This is a genomic window from Nocardiopsis sp. B62, assembly GCF_018070675.1.
Lineage (GTDB): Bacteria > Actinomycetota > Actinomycetes > Streptosporangiales > Streptosporangiaceae > Nocardiopsis > Nocardiopsis prasina.
The window spans coordinates 26,191-50,764 of sequence record NZ_JAGPXK010000018.1 but is presented as its reverse complement, the minus strand read 5'-3'; the positions used below and the strand labels follow the sequence as shown (position 1 = coordinate 50,764).

The 24,574-nt window shown below is 70.4% G+C and carries 20 protein-coding genes; 5 read left to right on the top strand and 15 right to left on the bottom strand.

The window, feature by feature from the left end; translation table 11 throughout:
- Nucleotides 1-10 precede the first annotated feature (10 nt).
- On the top strand, nucleotides 11-790 hold the full coding sequence (locus KBX21_RS18590; protein WP_210842669.1) for a 4'-phosphopantetheinyl transferase superfamily protein: 780 nt from the start codon (nucleotides 11-13) through the stop codon (nucleotides 788-790).
- Between the two features lie 37 nt (nucleotides 791-827).
- Here the strand turns inward: KBX21_RS18590 and KBX21_RS18585 are convergent, their stop codons facing one another.
- A complete protein-coding gene (locus KBX21_RS18585; protein ID WP_210842668.1) occupies nucleotides 828-1,982 on the bottom strand; it encodes an acyl-CoA dehydrogenase family protein in 1,155 nt (384 codons plus the stop codon).
- Between the two features lie 267 nt (nucleotides 1,983-2,249).
- Here KBX21_RS18585 and KBX21_RS18580 point away from each other — a divergent pair, with 267 nt between their 5' ends.
- Nucleotides 2,250-3,182, top strand: coding sequence for a LysR family transcriptional regulator (locus tag KBX21_RS18580; RefSeq protein ID WP_210842667.1), 933 nt, complete (start codon nucleotides 2,250-2,252; stop codon nucleotides 3,180-3,182).
- A 270-nt stretch (nucleotides 3,183-3,452) separates the two neighbouring features.
- Nucleotides 3,453-4,760, top strand: coding sequence for an ABC transporter substrate-binding protein (locus KBX21_RS18575; RefSeq protein ID WP_210842666.1), 1,308 nt, complete (start codon nucleotides 3,453-3,455; stop codon nucleotides 4,758-4,760).
- Nucleotides 4,761-4,790: 30 nt separating this feature from the next.
- On the opposite strand, the gene KBX21_RS18570 is transcribed toward KBX21_RS18575, so the two are convergent.
- The 5 genes from KBX21_RS18570 to KBX21_RS18550 form a co-directional block, all read right to left on the bottom strand.
- Complete coding sequence (locus KBX21_RS18570) at nucleotides 4,791-5,453, bottom strand: TVP38/TMEM64 family protein (RefSeq protein WP_210842665.1); 663 nt, start codon at nucleotides 5,451-5,453, stop codon at nucleotides 4,791-4,793.
- A gap of 32 nt (nucleotides 5,454-5,485) precedes the next feature.
- The gene (locus KBX21_RS18565; RefSeq protein WP_210842664.1) at nucleotides 5,486-6,580 is read right to left on the bottom strand and encodes an AI-2E family transporter; all 1,095 of its coding nucleotides are present in this window, start codon (nucleotides 6,578-6,580) and stop codon (nucleotides 5,486-5,488) included.
- Entirely contained in the window at nucleotides 6,577-7,995 is a 1,419-nt protein-coding gene (locus KBX21_RS18560; RefSeq protein ID WP_210842663.1) for a cell wall metabolism sensor histidine kinase WalK, read from the bottom strand. The genes KBX21_RS18565 and KBX21_RS18560 overlap by 4 nt, the downstream gene beginning before the upstream one ends.
- 156 nt (nucleotides 7,996-8,151) lie before the next feature.
- The gene (locus tag KBX21_RS18555) at nucleotides 8,152-8,997 is read right to left on the bottom strand and encodes a TIGR03943 family protein (protein WP_210842662.1); all 846 of its coding nucleotides are present in this window, start codon (nucleotides 8,995-8,997) and stop codon (nucleotides 8,152-8,154) included.
- Nucleotides 8,994-10,076 (bottom strand): permease, encoded by a 1,083-nt coding sequence (locus tag KBX21_RS18550; protein WP_210842661.1) that lies wholly within the window; start codon nucleotides 10,074-10,076, stop codon nucleotides 8,994-8,996. Before KBX21_RS18550 ends, KBX21_RS18555 begins: the two co-directional genes overlap by 4 nt.
- A 179-nt stretch (nucleotides 10,077-10,255) precedes the next feature.
- Here KBX21_RS18550 and KBX21_RS18545 point away from each other — a divergent pair, with 179 nt between their 5' ends.
- Nucleotides 10,256-11,617, top strand: a complete 1,362-nt coding sequence (locus tag KBX21_RS18545) for an MFS transporter (protein WP_210842660.1) — start codon at nucleotides 10,256-10,258, stop codon at nucleotides 11,615-11,617.
- Between the two features lie 369 nt (nucleotides 11,618-11,986).
- Here KBX21_RS18545 and KBX21_RS18540 read toward each other — a convergent pair whose 3' ends face one another.
- The 7 genes from KBX21_RS18540 to KBX21_RS18510 all read right to left on the bottom strand — a co-directional run bounded on the left by KBX21_RS18540 (nucleotide 11,987) and on the right by KBX21_RS18510 (nucleotide 21,039).
- On the bottom strand, nucleotides 11,987-13,636 hold the full coding sequence (locus KBX21_RS18540; protein ID WP_210842659.1) for a sodium:alanine symporter family protein: 1,650 nt from the start codon (nucleotides 13,634-13,636) through the stop codon (nucleotides 11,987-11,989).
- A 185-nt stretch (nucleotides 13,637-13,821) separates the two neighbouring features.
- Nucleotides 13,822-15,378: a DEAD/DEAH box helicase gene (locus KBX21_RS18535; protein ID WP_210842658.1), complete on the bottom strand. Its 1,557-nt coding sequence runs from the start codon at nucleotides 15,376-15,378 to the stop codon at nucleotides 13,822-13,824.
- Between the two features lie 346 nt (nucleotides 15,379-15,724).
- Nucleotides 15,725-16,567: an enoyl-CoA hydratase/isomerase family protein gene (locus KBX21_RS18530; RefSeq protein ID WP_210842657.1), complete on the bottom strand. Its 843-nt coding sequence runs from the start codon at nucleotides 16,565-16,567 to the stop codon at nucleotides 15,725-15,727.
- 70 nt (nucleotides 16,568-16,637) lie between these two features.
- Nucleotides 16,638-16,844 (bottom strand): helix-turn-helix domain-containing protein, encoded by a 207-nt coding sequence (locus KBX21_RS18525; RefSeq protein WP_210842656.1) that lies wholly within the window; start codon nucleotides 16,842-16,844, stop codon nucleotides 16,638-16,640.
- Nucleotides 16,845-17,204: 360 nt separating this feature from the next.
- Complete coding sequence (locus tag KBX21_RS18520) at nucleotides 17,205-18,803, bottom strand: ABC-F family ATP-binding cassette domain-containing protein (protein ID WP_210842655.1); 1,599 nt, start codon at nucleotides 18,801-18,803, stop codon at nucleotides 17,205-17,207.
- A 271-nt stretch (nucleotides 18,804-19,074) separates the two neighbouring features.
- Entirely contained in the window at nucleotides 19,075-20,403 is a 1,329-nt protein-coding gene (locus KBX21_RS18515; protein ID WP_210842708.1) for an AI-2E family transporter, read from the bottom strand.
- Between the two features lie 228 nt (nucleotides 20,404-20,631).
- A complete protein-coding gene (locus tag KBX21_RS18510; RefSeq protein ID WP_210842654.1) occupies nucleotides 20,632-21,039 on the bottom strand; it encodes a YccF domain-containing protein in 408 nt (135 codons plus the stop codon).
- 839 nt (nucleotides 21,040-21,878) lie between these two features.
- Between KBX21_RS18510 and KBX21_RS18505 the strand changes: the two genes are divergently transcribed.
- Entirely contained in the window at nucleotides 21,879-22,178 is a 300-nt protein-coding gene (locus KBX21_RS18505; protein ID WP_017588640.1) for a WhiB family transcriptional regulator, read from the top strand.
- Nucleotides 22,179-22,347: 169 nt separating this feature from the next.
- On the opposite strand, the gene KBX21_RS18500 is transcribed toward KBX21_RS18505, so the two are convergent.
- Nucleotides 22,348-23,667, bottom strand: coding sequence for a phosphoribosyltransferase (locus tag KBX21_RS18500; RefSeq protein ID WP_210842653.1), 1,320 nt, complete (start codon nucleotides 23,665-23,667; stop codon nucleotides 22,348-22,350).
- A 156-nt stretch (nucleotides 23,668-23,823) separates the two neighbouring features.
- Nucleotides 23,824-24,384, bottom strand: coding sequence for a GNAT family N-acetyltransferase (locus KBX21_RS18495; RefSeq protein ID WP_210842652.1), 561 nt, complete (start codon nucleotides 24,382-24,384; stop codon nucleotides 23,824-23,826).
- Between the last annotated feature and the right edge of the window lie 190 nt (nucleotides 24,385-24,574).

The window sequence follows — 24,574 nt, the reverse complement described above, 5'->3', positions numbered from 1 at the left end:
AATGGGAGATATGACCCTCAGCTCCGCGCCCCTCGACTCCACGGTGTGGTGGGCCCACACCTCCGCCGCGAGTGAACGCCTGCTGCGTCTGCTGGACAGATCCGAACTCGAACGCCAGTCGCGGTTCCGTCTCCAGGCGGACCGCGACCGCCACCTGCTGGGCCGCGCCCTGTCGCGCCTGGTGCTGGCGGACAGGGCGGGTTGCGCGCCGGAGACGGTGACCTTCGACCTGCGCTGCCGCTCCTGCGAGGACAAGTCCCGGACCGGCGCGGAGGAGGACCGGGCCGGTGAGCGGGGCCCGCACGGCAAGCCCGTGCCCTCGGGTGCGGCCCGGGGGTGGGAGATCTCCGTCAGCCACTCCGGCGAGTGGGTGGCCCTGGCCCTGGCCCGGGAGGTGCCGGTCGGCGTGGACGTGGAGCGGATCTCCGAGAGCCGAGACCTGGCCGGGCTCGCCGGGTACTCGCTGTCCGACGGCGAACGTCCGGCTTGGGACGCGCTGTCGGAGGAGGCCAGGACGGGGGCGTTCTTCGGCTACTGGGCGCGCAAGGAGGCCCTGCTCAAGGCGACCGGACTGGGGCTGTCGGGCGGACTGCGCAGGGTGACGGTCAGCCCGCCGGACACCGAGGCGCGCCTGCTGGCCTGGGAGGGCGGAGGCGGCCCCGAGTCCGCCTGGCTCTCGGACCTGGATCGGGGGCCCGAGTACCGGTCGGCGCTGGCCGTGCTGACCGATCGCGCGGTGAGGCTGACGGTGCACCCTGCCGAGCGCACCGCCGAACTCCTGCGCGGGTAGGCCCGGCCCCGGACGCCGCCGGGCGCCCCGCGGCCCCCTACGCCTCCTTGGCGAGGTGGCGGCTGATCACCATGCGCTGCACCTGGTTGGTGCCCTCCACGATCTGGAGGACCTTGGCCTCGCGCATGTAGCGCTCGACCGGGAAGTCCCGCGTGTACCCGTAGCCGCCGAAGACCTGGACGGCGTCGGTGGTGACCTTCATTGCGGTGTCGGTGGCCATGAGCTTGGCCATGGCGGCCTGTTTGCCGAACGGGCGTCCGGCGTCGCGCAGGCGGGCGGCGGACAGGTAGAGCTCGCGGGAGGCGGCGATCTGCGTGGCCATGTCGGCCAGCATGAAGCCGATCCCCTGGAAGTCGCCGATGGCGCCACCGAACTGGCGGCGCTCCCGGGAGTAGGTGACCGCGGCGTCCAGCGCCGCCTGGGCCACGCCCACGGCGCACGCGGCGATGCCCAGACGGCCGGAGTCGAGGGCGGACAGGGCGATCCCGAAGCCGCGCCCCTCCTCCCCCACCAGCGCGTCGGCGCCGAGATCGACGTCGTCGAAGGTCACCCCGGCGGTGGGAGAGGAGCGCATGCCCATCTTGTGTTCGGGCGTGGCCGATCCGAGTCCGGAGGTGTCCGCCGGGACGTGGAAGCAGCTGATCCCGCGCGCGCCCGAGTCCGGGGCGCCGGTGCGGGCGAAGAGCGCGTAGTAGTCGGCCTGGCCGCCGTGGGTGATCCACGCCTTCGCGCCGTTGACCCGGTAGCCGTCCGGGGCGCGATCGGCGCGGGTGGTCAGGGCGGCGGCGTCCGAGCCGGAGGAGGTCTCGGAGAGGCAGTAGGCGCCCAGGAGTTCGCCGCCGACCATGGCGGGCAGGTGAGCGGCCTTCTGCTCGGCGCTGCCGAAGGTGGCGAGCGGGTAGCAGGAGAGCGTGTGGACACTGACTCCCAGGCCGACCGCGAGCCAGCCCCGGGCGAGTTCCTCCACCACCTGGAGGTAGACCTCATAGGGCTGGTCGCCGCCGCCGTACTCCCCCGGGTACGGGAGCCCGAGCAGCCCGGCCCGCCCCAGGGTGGTGAAGGCGTCGCGCGGGAAGACGGAGCCCTCCTCGTCCTCGGCCGCGCGCGGGGCGATCTCCTTGTCCACGATCTCCCCGGTCAGCTCCAGGAGCTGTTCGGCCTCGGGTGTGTGCAGCGTGCGTTCGACCGCCATGAACTCTCCCACGGTTGGGCGCCCCAGGCGCGCCTCGGACCGACCGGCTTCGCGGGTTCCCCACGAAGTAGTAGGTCATCCAACTATATGGTGACGCACGGCACCATATCCCAACGAACCACGCCGGACGGAACCCAGGTGCCACCGGACCGGTCAACCCTGGACGGAAGGGCTCGAAGGGACCGGAACACCGCACAGGATGTGCGACTCGTCCGTTCTGCCCACGACGCCTGTACACAGAGGCACCCGGCGCCTTAGATTCCACGCATGGACCTCGAACTCCGCCACCTGCGAACGATCTGTCTCCTGGCCGACACCGGCAGCGTGACGAAGGCGGCCGCCGCGCTGTCCACGTCCCAGCCCGCGCTGACGACCCAGTTGCAGAGGATCGAGCGCGAAGTGGGCGGCCCCCTCTTCCACCGGGGACGTTCGGGGGTTCGGCCGACCGAACTCGGCGAGTTCGTCCTGGTCCGGGCGCGCGCGGTCCTGTTGTCAATGGACGACCTGCTGCACGACATCACGGCGCGCGGCGCCTCCCCGAGCACGTTGCGCGTGGGCGGGGTCGGGCCGCTCACCGTGGAGCTGTCGGCAAGGCTGCCGGAGGTGTTCCCCAACGTTCCGGTGCACGTGCGCACCGAGTACTCACCCAAGCTGGTCACCGACCTGGTGCGGGCCGGGCGGCTGGACCTGGGGACCACCATCGACTACGTGGACCGCGACCTTCCGACCGATGGCCCCCTGGCCTGGGCGATGCTCGCGGTGGACCCCCTGCACGTGGCGCTGTGGTCGGAGCACCCGTTGGCGCGGGAGACCCACATCCGGCTGGAGGACCTGGCCGAGTGTCCGTGGGCGCTGACGCCGCCGGACGGCACCGGGTGGCCGGAGTGCTTCTACCTGGCCTGCCAGCGGGCGGGGTTCAGCCCCCAGGTCCCGTACCGGCTCTACGAGAGGTCGGAGATCCGCGACCTCATCGCGGATCGCCGGGCGATCGCGCCGTGCCAGGCGGACTTCGAGTCGGGGCGCGGTGTGGTGGTGCGGCAGTTGGAGGGCGCTCCGATACAGCTGCGCCACCTGCTGGTCTGGCGACGCGACAGCCCGGTGGACCAGGCCTCGGACCGTGTCGCCAGGCTCGCCCGCGAACTCCTGGACCGGACCCCCTCCGAGCGTGGCCGCCCGGCCGCGCGCCCCGTCCGCTCCTGACCGAAGCACCCCACACCGACGCACCGACACGTCCACCGGACGCAGACGACCCGCCGTGGCCTGCGACGCTCCGGGCCGAGCCGTTCACCGACCCCCTTGGGGCCACCCGTGGTTGCGGGCGCGAGGCCCGTTCGTATGATGTTTACCAGCCGGTAACGTACTGGCGAGTAGGCACCGTCGCCTCCTCTCCCTCTCCCGAGCACGAAGCCGCTTTCCCCCACGGGCCACCGGGCCCAGCCGAGAAGGCACGACCGAGTTCAGGAAGCCACCATGCGAACACTGGGAACAGCCGCGGCGGCGCTCGCCGTCACGGTACTCGCCGCCTCCTGCGCGGGCCCCGAGTCAGCCGACCTGGAGACCTCCCCCGCCACCACGCCGGGGGTCACCGACGACAGCGTCGTCATAGGGACCCACCAGCCGCTGACCGGACCGGCCTCCCCGGGGTTCGCGCACGTCTCCGCCGGGGCGGGCGCCGTCTTCGACCACATCAACGACAACGGCGGCATCCACGGACGGAAGATCGACTACCGGGTCGAGGACGACGGCTTCGACCCGGCGCGGACCATGGACGTCACGCGCTCCCTGGTCGACGACGACGGGATCTTCGCGATGCTCGGCGGACTGGGCACCCCCACCCACGAGTCGGTCATCGAGGAGCTGAACGACGAGGGCGTTCCGGACCTCTTCGTCTCCTCCGGCGCGCTCGCCTGGGACCAGCCCGAGGAGTACCCCCACAGCTACGGCTTCCAGGTGGACTACTCCAAGGAGGCCAAGGTCCAGGGCGCCTACATCGCGGAGAACCTCTCCGGTGACGACGTCGGTCTGCTCTACCAGAACGACGACGTCGGACCCGCCTCCCACTCGGGGATCGAGCAGTACCTCATCGACGACATCGTCGCCTGGGAGTCCTACGACCCGGGCGTCCCGGAACTGGACGGCCAGGTGGCCGAGCTGAAGGCGGCCGACGCCGACGTCGCGGTCTGCTACTGCATCCCCGCCTTCCTCGGCCTGGCCATCCTCGAGGCCCAGGAGATCGGCTACGAACCGCAGTGGGTGGCGCCCAGCTTCGGCGGCGACGTGGAGACCATCTCCCAGCTCGTCGAGGAGTACGCGGAGGGCACCCCCGCCGAGGACGTCCCGCCCGAGACCCTCACCGACGGCCTCATCATCACCGCGTTCCTCCCGATGGCCGCCCAGGAGGACGACCCCTGGACCGCTTTCTACCGGGAGATCCACGAGGAGTACAACGAGGGCGCCCCCTTCACCGACACCACCGTGTACGGCATGGTGCAGGCGACCCTGTTCGCCCAGCTCCTCATGGAGGTCGGACCGGACCTGGACCGCGAGCGGCTGCTCCAGACCCTCAACTCACGGGAGTGGAGCGGCCCCGGCCTGGTGCCCTTCGTCGCCACCGAGGAGGACCACAGCGGCTACTCCGGTGTGATGGTGGTGCGCAACCGGGCCGGGGAGGAACCGGAGGTCCTCCAGGAACCACGTGTCACTGACAGCGACGGCGGGGAGATCCTCCCCTTCGAGCTGGATCGTCCCGCACCGGACGAGGTGGCCCTGTTCGGCTGAGCCGGTGCAGGGCGGGCGCGGACCACACCATCAGGTCCGCGCCCGGCGCTCCGGTTCCCGCGCTCGGCGACGGCGCGAACGCAGCCACCAGACCAGCGCGAGGAGCGCGGCGGCCGCTCCCGTGGCCACCGCCACCGGCAACCCGAGGTCGGACCCGCCCGTGCCGACCAGAACCATCGCGGCCGTGGCCGGCAGGGACCCCAGGGCGGTTCCCACGGCGAAGGGCGCGGCCCGCAGGCCGGTCAGCCCGAAACCGTAGTTGACCATCTGGTAGGGGATCACCGGGATGAGTCGTAGCTGCACGACGGCCATGAGCGCCCGCCACCCGACCAGGCCCTCCAGCTGGTTCCGCACCCTTTCCGGGAGACGACGGGACAGCGCGTCCCCGGCCACGTGGCGGGCCACCGCGAACTGGACGACCGCGGCCAGCACTCCCCCGGCCAGGGCCAGCAGCACCCCCGCCGCCAGGCCGAACAGCAGTCCCCCGGCGATGTTCAGCGCCGGACGCGGCACGAGCGCCTGCACGGCCAGGACGTAGGCGGCCAGGTAGACCACGGCGCCCCGGAGTCCGGCGTCCGCGGTCCACGCCCGCACGGTCTCCAGGTCGGGTCCGTGCAGGACCGCCCACGCCAGCAGCGCGACCCATCCCGCGAGCAGCGCCACGCGCCAGGCCCGACCCCACCCATACCCCATTCGTCCCAGGTTAGGGCCTTGCGGGGGGCAGCTCAGCGCTCTTCCAGGCGGGGGAAGACCACCTTCTTCAGCACCAGGGTGAGCGCCGCCGCCGTCGGGATGGCCAACAGCGCGCCCACCAGTCCGAGCAGGGCACCGCCGAGCAGCGCGGCCGTGATGTTGACCGTGGGCACCACGTCCACCGCGTGCCGCATGACCCTCGGGGCGATGACGTAGCTCTCGATCTGCTGGTAGATGAGGAAGAACACCAGCGTGACCAGGCCCATCCAGGGGTCGCCGATGGCCACGGCCAGCGACGCCACCACCGCGCCGATGGTGGTGCCGATCAGCGGGATCAGCGCGGTCACCGCGACCACCAGGGCCAGGGTGAGCGCGTACGCGGAGCCGGTCAGCCACAGGAACAGGAAGGCCACCACACCGCCGAGGGCCGCGACCACCAGCTGTCCGGCTATGAACGCGCCGATGCGCTGGACGATCTCGTCGCCGATCTCCTTGACGCCGGCCCGGCGCGAGCGGGGCACGAACCGGTACGAGACATCCAGGATTCCGGGCAGCGAGGCCATGAAGAAGAGCGTGAGGATGAGGACGGTGAAGGTGGCGAACAGTGAGTTGAACACCACCTGCCCCACGCCCACCAGTCCACCGAAGACCTGCTGGCCGAAGTCGCCGGCCGTGACGACGCCCTCGATCCGTCCGATCACGTCGTAGCGCCGGTCCAGGTCACGGAAGAACGCCGAGTGCTGGAGCTGGTCCAGGGATGACGGCAGGGACGTGGCGAAGCCGCTGACCTGCGTGGTCAGGGGTGGCACGATCGCCCAGACGAACACGACGAGGAAGGCCACCAGCGCCAGGCAGACCGAGAGGATCGCGGCCCAGCGGGGCATCCGCAACCGCCGCAGGGACTCGATGGCGGGGTTGAGGCCGATCGCCAGGAAGAGCGCGACCAGGATGTAGACGAACACCGCCCGGGCACTGGTGAGGGCCTGCACGAGCAACCAGGCGCTGAGCACCCCGAGGGCTCCGACGAAGCCGAGCAGGAAGTAGTTGGGACGCCGCGTCTCCTCGACCACCGGCTGACGCTCCGGCTCCTCGGGGCTCTTCTCGGGTGCGCGCTTCCTGGCTCTCACTGGCTCCCCTCCGGTGGGTCGGGTAGGCGGAGGGTGAACACGGCCCCGCCCAGGAGGTCACTGTGACCGGCGGTCAGGGTGCCGCCGTGGGCACGCGCGATCTCCCGTGAGATGGCCAGGCCCAGGCCGCTGCCGCCCGGATCGCGTTCCCTCGACTCCGAGAGCCGGGCGAAGCGTTCGAAGACCCGCTCGCGGTCCTTGACCGGGATGCCCGAGCCGTCGTCGTGCACCTCGACCACGGCCGCTCCCTCGTGGTGCTGCACGATGACGTCGATCCGGCTGGTGGCGTGGCGTTCGGCGTTGGCGACGAGGTTGGTCAGCACCCGTACGACGCGCAGCCGGTTGACCCTCGCGTACACCGGTTCCGAGGCGTGCACGTGCAGCTGGGGCGGGTTGGGTTGGTCGGAGAACTCCTGGCGGACCATCGCCGAGAGGTCGACCGGATCGTGCTTCATCTCCAGGGCGGTGTCCAGCCGGGCCATCTCCAGGAGGTCACCGACGATGTTCTCCAGCCGCTCGGTGTCGGAGAGCAGTCCGGTCAGCAGACGCTCCCGGGCGCGCTGGTCGGGATCGGGGTCGGAGAGCTCGACCTCCAGTTTGGTGCGCATGCCCGCGATGGGGTTGCGCAGTTCGTGGGAGGCGTCGGAGACGAACCGGCGCTGCCGGGTGACCGCCTCCTCCAACCGGGCCAGGCTGGCGTTGGCGGTACGCGCCAGGTGGGCGATCTCGTCGTCGCTCTTGGGCAGGGGGAGCCTGCGGTGCAGGTCGCCGACGGAGATGAGTTCCATCTCGTCGCTGATCAGCGAGACCGGGCGCAGGGCCCGTCCGACGCCGTACCAGATGACGAACCCCGAGCCGAAGATCAGCAGGGCCGAGGCGCCCAGCAGGACGAGTTCCAGGACCCTGTCGCCCAGGATCAGCGGGGTGCGGGTGGCGGCGAGCGCCATGACGTTGTCGCCGTAGGCGGAGCCGTCGACCACGTACGCGACGACCTGGAAGCAGTCCCCCGTCGGGTCCTCGGGGATGACGTCGCAGACGTAGTCGTCCACCCTGAAGTCGCCGGGGTCGGGGTCGTTTTCGTTCAGGGGCGGTAGCCCGCTCAGGGCCACGCTGGAGGCCAGGACCTCGTCGGTCTCCCAGTCGATCACCTGGAAGCGAAGGATGGGTTCGGACGCCGGGATCGGACCGTCGTAACGTTCCGTCATGATGTGGTCGGCCACGTGCCTAGCACCCTCGGCGGCCCGGTCCCGGAGTTCGCTCAGGGTGACTTCACGCACGAGCAGCACGGAGGCGCTGAGAAGGATACAGATGACCAGGGAGAGAATGACGACGGCGCCGAGCGTGACCCGGGCTCGGATGCTTCGTGGACGTAGTGCGCCCCAGGATCTCCGGGGGCGTTCGTGCCGATCTGCCACCCACCCATTGTTACTCAGCGCAATAGGAAACCCTTGAATGATCTCCGGTGTGGCGACCGAAACGCACGAACGGGTACGAGATCCTGGTTCGGGTGGTTTCGTCCGTTACCGCGTGTCGCCCCGCGAGCCGGGGCGCTCGCGGGGCGGTCCGGCGGACTACTCGTACGGGTCCGGCGGGTTGGTGACCTCCTCGACCGAGGTGGTCGTGATCTCGTGCTCGGAGACGTCGTACAGGTCCCCCTCCGGTTCCACCCAGGTACCGCGCACCGTCCACCAGGTGTCGGCCTCCGGCGCGGGGTGGTCGGTGATGAGGATCTTGTTGACCACCGCGTCGGCGGCGCAGCAGGCCATCTGGAGTCGGGCCAGGTACCAGTCGTCACCGTCCTGCGCGGGCACGGCGAACCCGGTGAGCTCGACCTCGCGGCCGGACAGCTCGCGCTCCTCGTCGATCCAGGCCCGCATGACGAACTGCTGGATGTCGAGCGGGACCACGTCTGCGGGGCCGGCCTGGCTCAGTTCGTCGGTGAACCGGGAGGGGGCGCGCTCGTCGCGCGGAGGCGGGCCGCTGGAACCGCCGGTGCTCTCCACCGTGTAGGAGCCGAGTGCGGGCGGCGCGATGACGAACACCGCGATCACGGGAAGCAGGAGCAGCCAGGCCACGCGGGGGGCGACGGAGTGGTCGTGCCCGTGGCCGTCCCCGCCGCCGCTGCCGTACTCGGCCGTGGCGTGGTCGAGTTCCGAGCGGGGCGCGGAGCCGTCTGACGACGCGGTCGTCACGGCGTCCTCGGGAACCGCGTCCTCCTCGTCCAGAGCGTGGCTCTCGCCGCGCAGTTCGGCGACGATGATCAGGACGCCGAGCAGCACCATGACCACTCCGGCGGCGATCAGGAACGGGCCGAAACCCGCCTTGACCCAGTTCAGGTACAGGTTGGTGGGGACGGTGCTGGTCAGCGCGGCGGCACCGAGCAGGACGAGCGTGAGCCCCTGGGCGATCCGGTTCACAGGAGGATGGCTCCGATCAGGAAGGTACTGAGCAGGCCGACCACCAGGCAGATGGGGGCGAACCGGACGACGAAGCGCCAGCCGAACACCCCGGCCTGCATCGCGATCAGTTTGAGGTCCACGATCGGCCCGATGACCATGAACGCGAGCTTGGCGGTGGGCGAGAAGTCGGTGAGGCTGACCGCCACGAAGGCGTCGGCCTCCGAGCAGATCGAGAGCAGGATGGCCAGCAGGGCGAGCACCAGCACCGAGATGATCGGCGCCTCGGCCACGGCCAGCAGCCACTCTCGCGGCACCATGACGTTGAGTGTGGCGGCCGCGAGCGCGCCGACCACCAGGTAGCCGCCCGCGTGCATCATGTCGTGCAGCATCGACTCCCGGAAGACCTGCCACTTGGAGGCGCCGGGGGCGTGGGTCCGCGAGGGCAGGCGCAGCCAGTCGGCCTTGCCGAAGCGCACCCAGATCCAGCCGATGACCACCGAGGCCAGGAGCGAGGCCACGAAGCGGGCCAGGATCATCTCCGGCTGCCCCGCGAAGGCCACGGCGGTGGCGATCATGACGATGGGGTTGATGGACGGCGCCGCGAGCAGGAAGGTCAGCGCCGCCGCCGGAGCGACCCCGCGCTTGATGAGGCTCCCGGCGATGGGCACGGAGGCGCACTCGCACCCGGGCAGGAGCGCCCCGGAGGCGCCTGCCACGGGGACCGCCCGCCCCGGCTTGCTCGGGATGAACTTCTGGTAGGCCGAGGTGGGCACGAACGCGATGAGCGCGGCGGACAGGGCCACCCCGAAGACCAGGAAGGGCATCGCCTGGAAGCTGATCGCCGTGAAGATGGTCGCCCAGGCCAGGAAGGCCTGGCTGGTCAGTTCGTCCGTGAGCCAGGCGTGGGCCATCGCCATGGCGGTGATGAAGAGGGCGAACAGCCAGACCGTTCCGGTGCGGCGCGAGCCGGTGCGCCTCCCCCAGTCGGCGGGGGGCAGTTCGTCGCCGTGGTCGTTCCAGTCGCGGGCGATCGAGTCGCCGAGTGAGCTGGTGGGATCGGGCGTGGCGTCGCGCTCCGATGTGGTCCGTTCGGACACGGGGGCACTCCGTGGGGTTCGATTGGGAACTCCCCGAATGGTAACCGAAAATGATTTTCGTTTGTACATCCGCCGATTGGCCTGTGGACGACCAGGGTGGGTCCACACATGGCGGGGCGCTCAAGTGTGCGGACAACCCCCATAGGCAGCGGTCTCCCCGGTCCCTAGCGTGTGCGGGCATGGAACCGAGAACGACATCGTCCCCCGGGGGCGGAGACGCTCCGAAGACGCCCTTCCACCGCGTCGTCACGGCCAGCCTCATCGGCACCACCATCGAGTGGTACGACTTCTTCCTCTACGGGGCGGCCGCCGCCCTGGTGTTCAACCACGTCTTCTTTCCCGAGTCCGACCCCCTGGTCGGCACCATGCTGGCCTTCACCACCTACGCGGTGGGCTTCGTCGCCCGCCCCCTGGGCGGACTGGTCTTCGGCCACTTCGGCGACCGGATCGGTCGCAAACAACTGCTCGTCCTGAGTCTGCTCCTCATGGGCGGCGCCACCTTCGCCATCGGCCTGCTGCCCACCTACGCCGCCGTCGGGGTGGCCGCTCCCCTGCTGCTCACCCTCCTGCGCGTGGTGCAGGGGTTCGCACTGGGCGGCGAGTGGGGCGGGGCCGTGCTGCTCGTCGCCGAACACGGCAAGGCCCGCAACCGGGGCTTTTGGACCTCATGGCCGCAGGCCGGGGTGCCCTGCGGCAACCTCCTGGCCACGGCCGTGCTGGCGGTCCTGGCCGTCGTGATGACCGACCAGACCTTCCTCGACTGGGGCTGGCGCGTGCCGTTCCTGTTGTCGGGGGTCCTGGTGTTCATCGGCCTGTGGATCCGGCTGGCGGTGACCGAGTCCCAGGTCTTCCAGGAGGCCTCCCGCAAGGCCGCCAACGACCGGACCACCGAGCGGGCGCCCATCCTGGACGTGCTCCGCCACCACTGGCGCGAGACCCTCGTGGCCATGGGCGTGCGCATGGCCGAGAACGTGTCGTACTACGTGGTCACCGCGTTCATCCTCGTCTACGCCACCCAGCAGGCCGGGCTGAGCAACGACGCGGTCCTGAACGCCGTGCTCGTCGCCTCGGCCGTCCACCTGGTGACGATCCCCATGTGGGGCGCCCTGTCCGACGTCGTCGGGCGCCGACCCGTGATCGCCTTCGGCGCGCTGGGGGTCTCCGCGTGGAGTTTCGCGTTCTTCCCGCTCATCGACGTCGGCACCTTCTGGTCGGTGACCCTGGCCGCCACCGTGGGACTGTTCCTGCACGGCGCCATGTACGGCCCGCAGGCGGCCTTCTTCTCCGAGCTGTTCAGCACGCGGGTCCGGTACTCGGGCGCCTCCATCGGGTATCAGCTGGCGTCGATCGTGGCGGGCGGGCTGGCCCCGCTCATCGCGACGGCGCTCCTGGCGACCTTCGGCACCAGCCTGCCGATCTCGGCGTACGTGGCCGGGGTGGGGGTCGTCACCGTGGTCGCGGTGGTCTTCGCACGGGAGACACGGGGATCCGACCTCGCCTCCGTCCCGGGCGGACCGCGCGCCCAGCCGTCCGGCTCCTGACCCCGTCCCCGGCGCACGGGCCGAGGGCCGATCCGTTGATCGGGTCGGCCCTTGGCGGGTCGGGGTGTTGGGCGGTTCCCACACTCAGGCCCTGTCTTTCGGATCATTCCTCCCACCCGTCGCCCCCAGCACCCTCAACGGACGCCTGCGGCGCGGTGTCCTCGCGTTACCACCGGGCGGCCGCTCGCTGCGCCGATATCACTCGGACAGCCAGCCCAGGCTGACCCCGCTCATCGTCTGGCGAGAGATTGCCGGGCCCCCGCTGTGCGAGGCCGCGGAGCTTGCGAAGCAGCGCACAGCAGGGGAGACGGCCTCTCGCATCGATGTCGGCTCCGCCGACACGAGCGAAAGCATCCAGAAAAACAGGCCCTAGTCATCCCGCTCCGGGCCGCGGCCGTCCTCAGGGGCCTCGCCACCGTCCGGGTGCGGGCCGTCGTCCGGGTGCTCACCCTCGTCCTGGTGTTCACCATCGTGCTCCCAGTCGGGGCCGTGCATGCCCTCACCGCCGTCGACGGCACCCGGCTCCTCCTGCGGCACGGCGTCACTCGGCGCGACGCCGCCGGACCTCTCGACCTCCTCGGGCAGAGGCCCGGAGGCGTCACCCCAGCAGTGCACGTTCTTCAGGTCCGGCATCTTGGCCAGGGTGAACTGCGGGTCCAGTCCGTTGCGCAGCTGACGGCTGTAGTCGCCCAGCAGGCGGAAGGCGATCGTGGACAGCGGGGCGATGGCCAGCAGGTTCACGGTGGCCATGACCCCCATGGCGATGTCCGCGAGGTTCCACACCAGGGTCAGCGGGGCGACGCAGCCGATGAAGATGGAGGCCAGGACGGCGCCCCGGAAGTAGGTCAGGTGCTTGTCGTTGGCGTCAAGGAACTGGAGGTTGGACTCACCGTAGTAGTAGTTGCCCAGCAGCGAGGTCCAGGCCAGGAGGAACAGGATCACGGTGAGGGCGTGGATCGCCCAGCCGCCGAGCGAACTCTGGAGCGCCATCTGGGCGACCACGATCGGCTCCTGGCCGGGTGCGAACTCGGTGCTGAACAGGAGCACGATGAACGCGGTCACCGAGCAGACCAGCCAGGTGTCGAAGTACACGCCCAGGGTCTGGACCAGGCCCTGCTTGGCGGGGTGGGAGACCGAGGCGGTAGCACCGGCGTTGGGCGCCGAGCCCAGACCCGCCTCATTGGAGAACATGCCGCGCCGCATCCCCCACAGGATCGCCGTGCCCACACCACCCGCGGCCACCTCGCGCAGACCGAAGGCGTGCGCGAAGATGCTCCCGAAGACCCCGGGGACCTCGTCGATGTTGACGATGACCACCGCCACGCCGAGGAGGATGTAGAGGATCGCCATCAGGGGAACCAGCCCCTGGGCGACCGTGGCGATGCGCCGCACCCCGCCGAAGATCACCGCGCCGGTCAGCGCGGCCAGCCCGACACCGATCACCGCGTCGATCCACAGGCCGGTGGGGACACCGAACTCCCCCACCGAGGTGCCGATCGCCCCCGTGATGCCGTTGGCCTGCACCGAGTTGAACACCAGGCTGAACGTGATGGTGATGATGACCGCGAACAGGACACCCATCCAGCGTCGTTCGAGCCCGTAGAGCATGTAGTACGCCGGACCGCCGCGGAAGCCGGTGTTGGTCCGCACCTTGTACAGCTGGGCGAGAGTGGACTCAACGAACGACGCGGCGCCCAGGACCCCGGCCATCAGCCACATCCAGAACACCGCCCCGGGACCGCCCAGCATGATCGCCAGCGTCACGCCGACGATGTTGCCGGTCCCCACCCGCGAGGCCGCCGAGAGGGCGAAGGCCTGGAACGCCGAGATCTCGCGGCCGCCGTCGGGTGCCGTCCCCGGGCTGCTGCGCATGACCCGGAACATCTCCGGGAGGAGGCGGATCTGCACGAAACCGGACCGCACGGTGAAGTAGACGGCCAGGATGACCAGCAGCGGGATGAGGAAGAAGGTCCAGAAGAAGTCGTTGAGGGCGACCAGAGCGTTGTTGAGGACGGTCACTCGTTCCCCTTCGAGCGGTGTGCGGCCCCGCGTTCGGTGTCGGGGTTTTCCGGCCAACTGTCCACTTCGGGGGTGGTTTCGGCGGCCTGGGACACGCGAAGGGGCGGTAAAGGACCGTAAACCATGACGAGGCGGGCCCGACCTGTGGTCGGACCCGCCTCGGGTGCTTCAGTACCGCTCGGTGCCTAGCGCTGCGGAGCGGAGTCGTAGCGGTCGTTGCGACGCGGGCCGCCGCGGTAACCCCCACGGGAGTCCCCGCCACGGTAGCCGCCACCCTCGCCACGGCGTTCGCCGCCACGGTAGCCGCCACCCTCGCCACGGTAACCACCGTCGCCGCGGTAGCCGCCCTCGCCGCGGGAGTCGCGGTCACGGTAGCCGCCGCCCTCGCCACGGTCGTTTCCGCGGTAGCCGCCCTCGCCGCGCGAGTCGCCACCGCGGTAGCCGCCTCCGCCGCCGCCACGGTAACCACCGCCGCCGCCACCGCGGTAGCCGCCACCGCCGCCGCCACGGTAACCACCGCGACGGGGGCCGCCACGGCCGCGACGCTCACGGACGGGCTCCGGCGGCTCGATCCACGGCTCCCAGCTGGGCTCCTTGGCTCCGGTCACCTCGGAGAGCAGTTCGTCGCCGGGGTTGACCAGGTGCTGCTGGGCGTCGACGCCGGCGTCGCTGAGCAGACGGCGGGCCATGCGGCGCTGGTTCGGAGCGACCAGGGAGACCACGGCGCCGGAGGAACCGGCGCGCGCGGTACGACCGCCACGGTGCAGGTAGTCCTTGTGCCCGGTGGGCAGGTCGATGTTGACGACCAGGTCGATGCCGTCGACGTGGATGCCGCGAGCGGCGACGTCGGTGGCGACCAGGGCCTGGATCTTGCCCTCACGGAACTTGGCCAGGGTGCGCGTGCGCACGCTCTGGGTCTTTCCGCCGTGCAGGGAGGCGCAGGGCACACCGGCCTCGATCAGCTGCTCGCTGATGGTGTCGGCGCGGTACTTGCTGCGCACGAACAGGATGGTGCGGCCGTCGCGGGCGGCGATCTGCGCGACGATCTTGTTCTTGTCGCGGGGCAGCACCTTGAGCAGGTGGTGCTCCATGGTGGTGACCTGGGAGACCGGCGGGTCCACGGAGTGGGTGCGCGGGTCGTTCATGTAGCGGCGGACCAGCTTGTCCACGTCACCGTCGAGGGTGGCGGAGAACAGCAGGGTCTGACCGTCGGGGCGCACCTGGTCGAGGAGCTCGCTGACCTGCGGCATGAAGCCCATGTCGCACATCTGGTCGGCCTCGTCCAGCACCGAGATCTCGACGTCGCCCAGGTCGCAGGCGCCCTGGTCGATGAGGTCGGTGAGACGGCCCGGGGTGGCGACCAGCAGGTCGACACCGCGCCGGAGCTCGTTGATCTGTCGGGTGTAGGAGCTGCCGCCGACGACGTCGCCGACCTTGACGCCCAGGATGCGGGCGTAGATGCGCAGGGCGTCGCGCACCTGGTGCGCGAGCTCGCGGGTGGGGACCAGGATCAGGGCCCGGGGGCGGTTGGCGGCGGCGCGGCGCTCGGCGCAGCGCATCAGGACCGGCAGGCCGAAGGCCAGGGTCTTGCCCGATCCGGTGCGCCCGCACCCGAGGACGTCGCGGCCCTCGATGGCGTCGGGAATGGTCGCGGCCTGGATCGGGAACGGGGTGGTCACACCGTTCTTGGCCAGCTCGTCGACGATGTCCTTGGGAAGCCCCAGGCTGTCGAAAGCGGGCATTACGGCAGTGTCCGTCGTCAAGTGACGTGTACCTTCCTCATCGTTTGGCGGCGTTTCGAGGAAGGCTCCACACGGTCACAGCGGACCCAGCGAAGAAATCACACAAACGCGCCTGATCACACGCGGAAGCGGCCCTGGCTGTGTGGGCTCGTGTGCTCTTCGGGTCAAGAGTGATGTCGAACGACGTCGACACGCTCTCCGCGTCTTGGCGGCCCGGCGCGCTCGGATGCGCGCGGCATTCAACGACCGCTTGCAGCAGCGTACTAGAGATCATTCGGAAGCGGGGACGGGATGGGGGTTTTTCACCGGTGATACCGGTCTCCCCCATCCCGTCCCCAGTGCGTGGTCAGGCCCCCGTTGCCATGGCTCTGGCCAGGGCGGTCAGGCGTCCCACCTGGGCGCGGCGCTCGGCGGCGCACTGTTCCTCGAGCGTGTTGTCCCCGGCCTCCTGGAGGAGGGCCTTGGTGGCGACGGCCGCCTCGGGGTTGGTGGCCAGCAGGGCGGCGACGGCGTCGTCCACGGCGCCGTCGAGCTCGTCGACGCCGACGACCAGGGTGGCCAGGCCGAGGTCGCGGGCCTCCTCTGCGCCGACCTTGCGGGCGGTCAGGCAGATCTCGGTGGCGCGGTGCACGCCCACGATGTCCACCAGGGGCTTGGTGCCGGTGAGGTCGGGCACCAGCCCCAGGGCGGGCTCCTTCATGCAGAACCGGGCGTCGTCGGCCAGGATGCGCAGGTCGCAGGAGAGCGCCAGCTGGAAGCCGGCTCCGATGGCGTGGCCCCGCACCGCCGCGATGGTGACGAGGTCCGGTCGGCGCAGCCAGAGGAAGCCCTGCTGGAGCTCGAAGATGTAGGCGTCCAGGTCGGCCTCGTCAGCGGAACCGTCGGCGAGCCCGGCGACGATCGAGCGCTCACCGTCGACCCCCTCGGGGGTGAACATGTTGAGGTCGATACCGGCGGAGAAGATGTCACCCTCCCCCGCGATGACGACAATTCGGACATCGCCCGGGAGTGCCTGGCCGATGTGGGCCAGGGTCGTCCAGGTGCGTCCCGTCATCGCGTTGCGGCGCTCGGGGCGGCTGATGGTGATGCGCGCGACCGCGCCCTCCACCGCGAGCCGCAGACCGGCCCGGGCCAGTTCCTCGTCGGTGGGCAGTTCCCGTCCTCCGGGCTCCCGCGGGTCCTGTGCCATGGTTCCTCCGTCGCGTCGGTTGGCTACCCACTGACCCTACTCGTCAGTAACCCCGGCCCGGGCGCCGGGATCAGGCCTTCCGTGTCGCACCACCGCGCCCGCGCAGCTCCACCCCCGCCTCGCTCAGCAGCCGGTGGACGAAACCGTAGGAGCGGCCGGTCGCCGCGGCCAGACCACGGATGCTCTCACCCTCGTCGTAGCGGCGCCTGAGCTGTGCGGCCAGCTCGGAACGGTCCGCTCCCGAAACCCGGGTGCCCTTCCTCAACGCTTCACTCACAGATCTCTTCCCTTCCACGGTGGTGGGGTCTCCCACCGTCCGGAACCACAACCATGATCGGACATCCCGTTCTCACGCCGCCACATTCGCCTGGCGCCACGCCGGTGGGGGCGGGTTTCGGAAGACCACTAACCAGATCCGAAATGTGGCGGGGTGAACCTCGCGGTGCTCTGGGCGTCCACCACGTCCCGCACGCACCCACCCGTGCTCGTGAGCGCAGGCAGCAGGACCCCGTCGGGGGACCGCTGGACGCGGGCATCTCCGATCCCACGCCCGCTGGTGCCGGTGAGCACGTCCCCGGACACGCGGAGGACCCCGGCCCGCGTGGGGTCGGGGTCCTCAGTACGCGTGCCCGGTCGGTCAGGCCAGCGCGATGAGGTCCTCGAAGTCGGCGTTCCACACGTCCTCGACGCCGTCGGGCAGCATGATGACGCGCTCGGGTTGCAGGGCCCCCACGGCACCCTCGTCGTGTGTCACCAGGACGATCGCGCCCTTGTAGTTGCGCAGTGCCGCCAGGATCTCCTCACGGCTGGCCGGGTCCAGGTTGTTCGTGGGCTCGTCGAGCAACAGCACGTTGGCGCTGGAGACCACCAGTGTGGCCAGGGCCAGCCGGGTCTTCTCACCACCGGAGAGCACACCGGCGGGCTTGCTCACGTCGTCGCCGGTGAACAGGAACGACCCCAGGGTCTTGCGCGCCTCGACCTCGGGCAGGTCCGGGGCGGCGCTCATCATGTTCTCCAGCACGCTCCGTTCCACGTCCAGGGTCTCGTGCTCCTGCGCGTAGTAACCGAGCTTGAGCCCGTGCCCGGGGATGACCTCACCGGTGTCGGGCTGTTCGACCCCGCCGAGCAGCCGGAGCAGGGTCGTCTTGCCAGCGCCGTTCAGCCCCAGGATGACGACGCGGCTGCCCCGGTCGATGGCCAGGTCCACACCGGCGAAGATCTCCAGCGAACCGTAGGACTTGGACAGCCCCTCGGCCATCAGCGGCGTGCGACCGCTGGGCGCCGGGTCCGGGAAGCGCAGCTTGGCGACCTTGTCGGACTGGCGCACCCCCGCGACCCCGTCCAGCAGCTTGTCGGCGCGGTTGAGCATCTGCTGCGCGGCGCGCGCCTTGGAGGCCTTCGCGCGGAACCGGTCCGCCTGCTTGCGCAGGGTGTCGGCCTGCTTCTCCGCGTTGGCGAGCTCCCTGCGGCGACGGCGCTCGTCGGCCTCGCGCTGGGCCAGGTACAGCTTCCAGCCCATGTTGTAGATGTCGATGGTGCTGCGGTTGGCGTCCAGGTAGAACACCTTGTTGACCACGTGCTCGACCAGTTCCACGTCGTGGCTGATCACGATGAGCCCGCCCTGGTGGTGCTTGAGGAAGTCACGCAGCCAGACGATGGAGTCGGCGTCCAGGTGGTTGGTGGGCTCGTCCAGCAGCAGCGTGTCCGCGCCGCTGAACAGGATGCGCGCCAGCTCCACCCGGCGGCGCTGACCACCGGAGAGCGTGTGCAGCGGCTGGGACAGCACCTTGTCCGACAGACCCAGGCTGGAGGCGATGGCCGCGGCCTCGGACTCGGCGGCGTACCCGCCCAGCACGTGGAGGCGCTCCTCCCAGCGGGCGTACTGGCGCACGCCCTTGTTGCGGGTCTTCTCGTGGTCGCTGGCCATCTTCTTCTCGGCCTCGCGCATGCCGTTGAGGGCCTCGTCGATCCCGCGCGCGGACAGGACCCGGTCCTTGGCGATCACGTCGAGGTCGCCGGTGCGCGGGTCCTGCGGAAGGTAGCCGATGCTGCCGGAGCTGGTGACCGTGCCGCCGGTGGGCAGCCCCTCCCCCGCGAGCACCTTGGTCATGGTGGTCTTGCCCGCACCGTTGCGGCCCACCAGTCCGATCCGGTCCCCCGCGGCGACACGGAAGGTCGTCGGCTCCAGCAGGAGTCGAGGTCCGACGCGCAGTTCGAGGTCGGTGGCGATCAACATGGGTGGGGCATCCTCAAAGGTGGTCTGGCGGTTCGGGGCGGTCGGGACACGCGCGGCACCGGCCCCCGTGGGGGCTGGTTCGGCGGTGGCGCCGCGACGGGGCGGCGGCGGACGTGTCCTCGGGACCGGCCGACCCAGCCTAACGGCAAGGAGCGGGGGCGGTGCGAGGGGATTTCCTCACGGCGCGGCCCGGACACGGGTGCGCCCCCGACCCACACAACGGGACCGGGGGCGCGACGCATTCCCGCGAGAGGGGGTCGCGGGGACCACGTCACTCCCTGGTGGGGGTGTCCGTGGGCTCCGGACCGTCGGAGGTCTCCTCGGCCGACGGGGAGACGACCACGACGGCCACTTCCTTCTCCGGCGGAGCGGCGGAGGACCCTGCGCCCTCGGTCGTGTCGCCGTCGTCCTGGTGGGCGGGCGGCCGGTTGCGCAGCAGCGCGGCGAGAACGGCCGCCACCGGCGTGGCCAGGAACATGCCCGGGATGTTGCCCAGGATGCCGCCTGCCGTGATGGAGATCAGGACGATGGGCGAGGGGAGTTCCAGGGCCTGGCCGTAGATGCGGGGAGCGAAGATGCTGCTCTCCGCCTGCTGGACCACGACGACGGCCGCGACGATGATCAGGGCGACCACCCAGCCCTCGGCGACCAGGGCCACCAGTGCGGCCAGGAGACCGGTGAGGAAGGCGCCGATGACCGGGAGGAAGGCGCCGACGAAGGTGAGCACGATCAGCGGGATCGCGAGGTTCACGTCGAGGAAGATGAGGAGGAAGATGCCGATACCGACGGCGTCGATGACACCGACCATCGCCACACCCCGCACGTAGCGGCCCATCACGCCGTAGGCGACGCCGCTCGCGTGGCGCAGGCCCGGACGGGACTTGGGCGGCAGCAGCGTCACGAACCAGTCGACCAGTTTGTCGCCCGAGTGCACGAAGTACACGGTGAGGGCGATGATCAGCACCAGGCTGATCAGGATCTGGAGGACGGCCGCACCGGCGGTCCAGGCTCCGTTGACCAGCTCCTGGGTGTTGTCGGTGATCATCCCCTGGACCTGGTCCCAGGCGTTGGTGAACGCGTTGGTGATGAAGGCCGGGTCCGCCTCCAGCCCGAAGGGGAGTTCGATCTGGACTTCCTGGAGACCGGTGAGCGCGCTGGAGACGCTGGCGATCATCCCGTCGAAGCCCTGTATGGCGGGCTGGATGATCATCGTGATCACACCGCCGAGGACGACCAGGGCGGTGAGTACGGCGACGGCGGTGGAGGAGCCGCGCCCCAGCCCCTTGGTCCGGAGCCACTTGGCCAGCGGCATCAGCAGCGCGGTGATGAACACCGCGATGATGACCGGGAGGGTGACGAGGGACAGGTAGATGATGGCGTAGACGAGCAGACCCGCCACGACGCCGATGAGGAGCATCCGCCAGGCGACGTCACTGACCACCCTCAGCAGGTCGCCCGCGCCCACGTCCTCGGGTTCGGGGGCGGGTTCCTCGACCACCTCGGGTTCGGCTCTGGCGGCCTTCTCCCGCGCCTCGAGTTGGGCGAGGCGCTCGGCTCGGGCTCTGCGGGCGACGAGCCACTTGTTCAGGAGCGCCCACACTCCCGGCCGCTGGGCTTGCACATGGACTCCGATCTCTGGATTGCTGCGGGGCGGCCGCTCCGGCGGCGACGGCCACGTGGTGACACTGTTCCGGGGGATGTGGGAGGGGATGTCTGGGAGATGCGCCGTTGGGGGTTCTGGTTCCACCGGACGACGAGGAAGGTGGGGCGGACCCGCGAAACAGGGCGACCCTCAGGGGGCCGCCCGTTCCGATGAGGGCCGGTCGTCTCAGAACTGCCAGGGCTCACGGGGGTGGCCGACGCGCACGATCTCGTTGCCGAACGGGGCCAGCGCCACCGGGATCATCTTGAGCGAGGCCCACGCCATCGGGATGCCGATGATGGTGACGGCCAGGGCGAGCGCGGTGGCGATGTGCCCGATGGTCAGCCACCAGCCCGCGACGATCAGCCAGATGACGTTCATGACCGTGGTGCCGCCGCCGGAGCCGGACTTGCGCACGAGGTCACGGCCGAAGGGCCAGATCGCGTAGCTGGCCATCCGGAAGGACGCGATACCGAAGGGGATCGTGACGATGAGGAGGCAGCAGATGAGTCCGGCGACGACGTAGCCGACCGCCAGCCAGAATCCGGCGACGAAGAGCCAGATGATGTTCAGGATGAGCCTCAAGAGGGCCACGGTGTTCGTCTCCTTGGTTCGGTCCCGTGCTTGTCCGGTCCCGTGAGCGGGTGGTGCGCGTTCACTCCGGAAAGGACGGAGAACGAGCGCACCCTGTTTTCTATCGTCTGGGACGCGGACGCACCATGACCTGTTCCTCCCTGTTCCCCTGATCCTTCCCCTAAGGGACGGTGTGGACCGGCGGGAAGCGGCCCTCGGAGGGGGCGGCGCGGCGGCCGGGGAACGCCACGGGCCGCGCGCGGTCAGGAGAGAGCGTGGGGGGACGGTGCGCCGCGAGGCACCACGCGATACGACGACCCTACTGGCAAGGCGGATCGGCTTCCGGACCCCGTCGCGCTGTGTGAGGACATACGGTCACACCCAATCTCGCGAGCATGGGCAGACCGCAATGTGATGGGCGCATCAGGAGGACCCCCTAGGCAGGAGGGACATCGCCCCATACGATGTGCTGTGTCCTTCGCAAGACGGTAGTTCTGGCGATTTGCGACAAAATCTGACAGACAACTAGAGACCGGACGCCAAGCATCAGGTTTCGGTAACGGTTGGATGAGTAATTTCCCCACCCCCCGTGCAGGATCGGGAGCGGGGATGGCATGATTACGTACCGGCACAGACGGAGACTGTCACCGCCTCCGCGGCCGTTCGCGTGAGAGCACCCCTTCAACGGCAGGCGTCGCCTCCGTGATGGCGCTTCTCGTGGTCTCAGCCACACCGGGGAACAACGTCAACACCGCTCGACGTTTGCGTCGTGCGGGGTGCCTCACGCCGCATGACCAACTTTTGGTGACTGAAGCTTTTTCAGACAGCTTACTAGTGATTTCAGTAGAGGTGGTTCAAGCATGTCTCAGGTACGTCGGCAGGCCGCGCTGCGCCCCCGCCCGAGCTGGGGGTGGCAGGATGCCGCCGCGTGCCGGGGCGAGGACCTTGTGCTCTTCTTCGGTCCCGATGGCGAACGCCAGCCGGAGCGGGAGATTCGTGAGCGCAAGGCCAAGGAGATCTGTGCGGCCTGCCCGGTTCGGACCGACTGCCTGGACTATGCGATCTCGCGTCCGGAGAAGTACGGCACCTGGGGCGGACTGAACGAGGACGAGCGCGCCTCCGAGCGCCGTCGCCGCATGCGCCGCGCCAACGCCGCCTAGCGATTCCCGCCGAGCGGATCTCTCTCCCGCTGGCCCCGGCCCCGATAACCCGCGGCGCCCCGACATAGTTCGTCGAGGGCGCCGCGGGTTTTCCTGTTTCCACGTTCCTTCGCGGTCAGTTCCCGGACCCGGGCCTGACCGACCGGGGACCCGTCCCGACCGGGTGGACTCACCCCGGCCCGGGTGACAGGTGCCGGTCGAACCAGTCCAGCGTCTCCATCGCCACCTCACGCCATCCGAGGTCGCCCCGCAGCAGCCGTTCGGCCCCGGACACCACCTTGAGTTCGGAGCGGCCGCCCAACCGGCCGCGGGTCCACTCGCCCAGCTCGCGCACGAACGAGTCACCACTCTCCAGCAGGAACAGGGTCGGCGCCCGCACCGACGACAGGTGCGGTTCGGCGCGGTCGACGCGTCCGCCGTGCACCACCACCGCCCCCACGTCCTCCGGTCGCTGCGCCGCCGTCACCAGGGCCGCGGGTGCGGCGGGCCCCGAACCCAGCAGGCCCAGGGGTTCGCTGGCCGCGTCGGTCGCGCGTCTCAGCCAGGTCACCGCCGCGCTGAGCCGCTCCCCCAGCACTCCGGTGTCGGTCTCCTGCCAGCCCTCCGTGTCCTCGAAGGCTCGTTCGTCCTCGGTGAGCAGGTCCAGCAACAGGGTCGCGTACCCCGCGCGGCGCAGGGCCGAGGCGTTCGCCCGCCACCGGGGGTCGGCCTGCCCCTCGCCGAAGGCCATCACCACGGCACCGCGCAGCGCGGTCGGCATCGTGAGGTCGCCGTCCAGGTACACCTGGCCCGCGCGAATCCGCACGCCTCGGGAGACGTCGGGCGACCGGTGGAGGCGTTCGCGTTCGGAGAGGATCGCGACGACGCTGGCGTCGGACAGCTGGTCGAAGTCCCGGTACCACTCCCCCACGGCCTGGAAGTTCTCCGGAGCGGTCAACACCACCAGGTCGTCGGCCTCCTCACGGAGCGTCTCCAGAGCATCCGGGGCGCCCACGGGCACGGCCAGGACCAGGCGCGCGGGGCCCGCCTGGCGCAGCATCCGCAGCGCGGCGCGGGCGGTGCCGCCGGTGGCGACACCATCGTCGACCACCACGCAGTCGCGGCCGGCGATCCTCGGGGGCGGGCGTTCCCCTCGGTAGACGCGTCGCCTGCGGTCGAGTTCGTCCCGTTCGGAGGCCACGGTGTCGGAGAGCGCCTGACGTGGAACCCGCATCCTGGCCAGGGCGCGGTCGTCGTAGATCACCTGTCCGTCCTCGGCGATCGCGCCCACACCGGTCTCGGGGTGCCCGGGCATGCCGATCTTGCGGACCATGAGCACGTCGAAGTCGGCGTCGAGGCGGTCGGCGAGTTCGGCTCCCACAGGAACCCCGCCACGGGGCAGGGCGAGCACGATCGGGTCGTTGACGGCGTGGGGACGCACCCGCTCGGCGAGGCGTCGCCCGGCCTCGGAACGGTCGGCGAAGGGCAGTGAGACGGGTACCGGGTTCATGTCCTCACCGGCGCCAGGGCCGCGGAGCCCGGCGCCGCTCCTTCCGGCAGTGTGGAGTGAGCCGCGGGAAAAGTGGTACCGGCATACCCCGCCTCATACGTGTCGCAACCCCGCACCGGGGCAAAAACCGCCCCGGGTCCGGCGCCCCGGGTCCGGTCAGCGTCCCCGGGAGCCGCCGCGCAGCACCGCCATCAACAGGGCGTCGTGGCGGCGCCCCTCCCAGAGCAGCGCGTCACGGAGTCGGCCCTCGACGTCGAAGCCGCAGGACCGGTAGACGGCGATGGCGCGCATGTTGAAGGCGTACACGTGCAGCCAGACCCGGTGCAGACCGATCTGCTCGAAGGCGTACTCCAGAACCAACTGCGTGGCCTCCCGGCCCAGGCCCTGGCCGGTGAACTCGATCGCGGACAGGGCGATGCGGTACCCGGCGGTCTCGTTCTCCGGGGAGACCGCGTAGATGGACAGCTCGCCCAGGTAACGGCCGTCGCCGGGCGCGATGATGGCCAGGTCCAGCCGGTCGGTGCGGCCCGCTCGGCTCTCACACCACTCCCGTGCCTGGGCGTAGGTGATGTGGCCGTGCGTTCCGGTGAGCCGTCGGACCTCCTCGTCGAGTCCCGCCGCGAAGTAGGCGTCCGTGTGCTCGGGGCCCAGGGGGACCAGTCGTACGCTCTTCCCGGTCAGCGTGGGTGTTTCTCGCAGCGCGCTCGTTCTGATCATGTGATCTTCCGGTTCCGACCGGGACCGTCGGGGCACGGCGCGTCCCGGTGTGAGGGAGTCGACGGGCAGGAGTCGCCTACGCGGGAGCGGGCCGCGGGGGCGGGCCGGTGTCAGGGGCCTCTGGTCGGGACGGGGGCGGAAGTGGTCCGAAGTGGGGGGGAGAGCCGGGGCTGGTGGGACCTCAGGGATT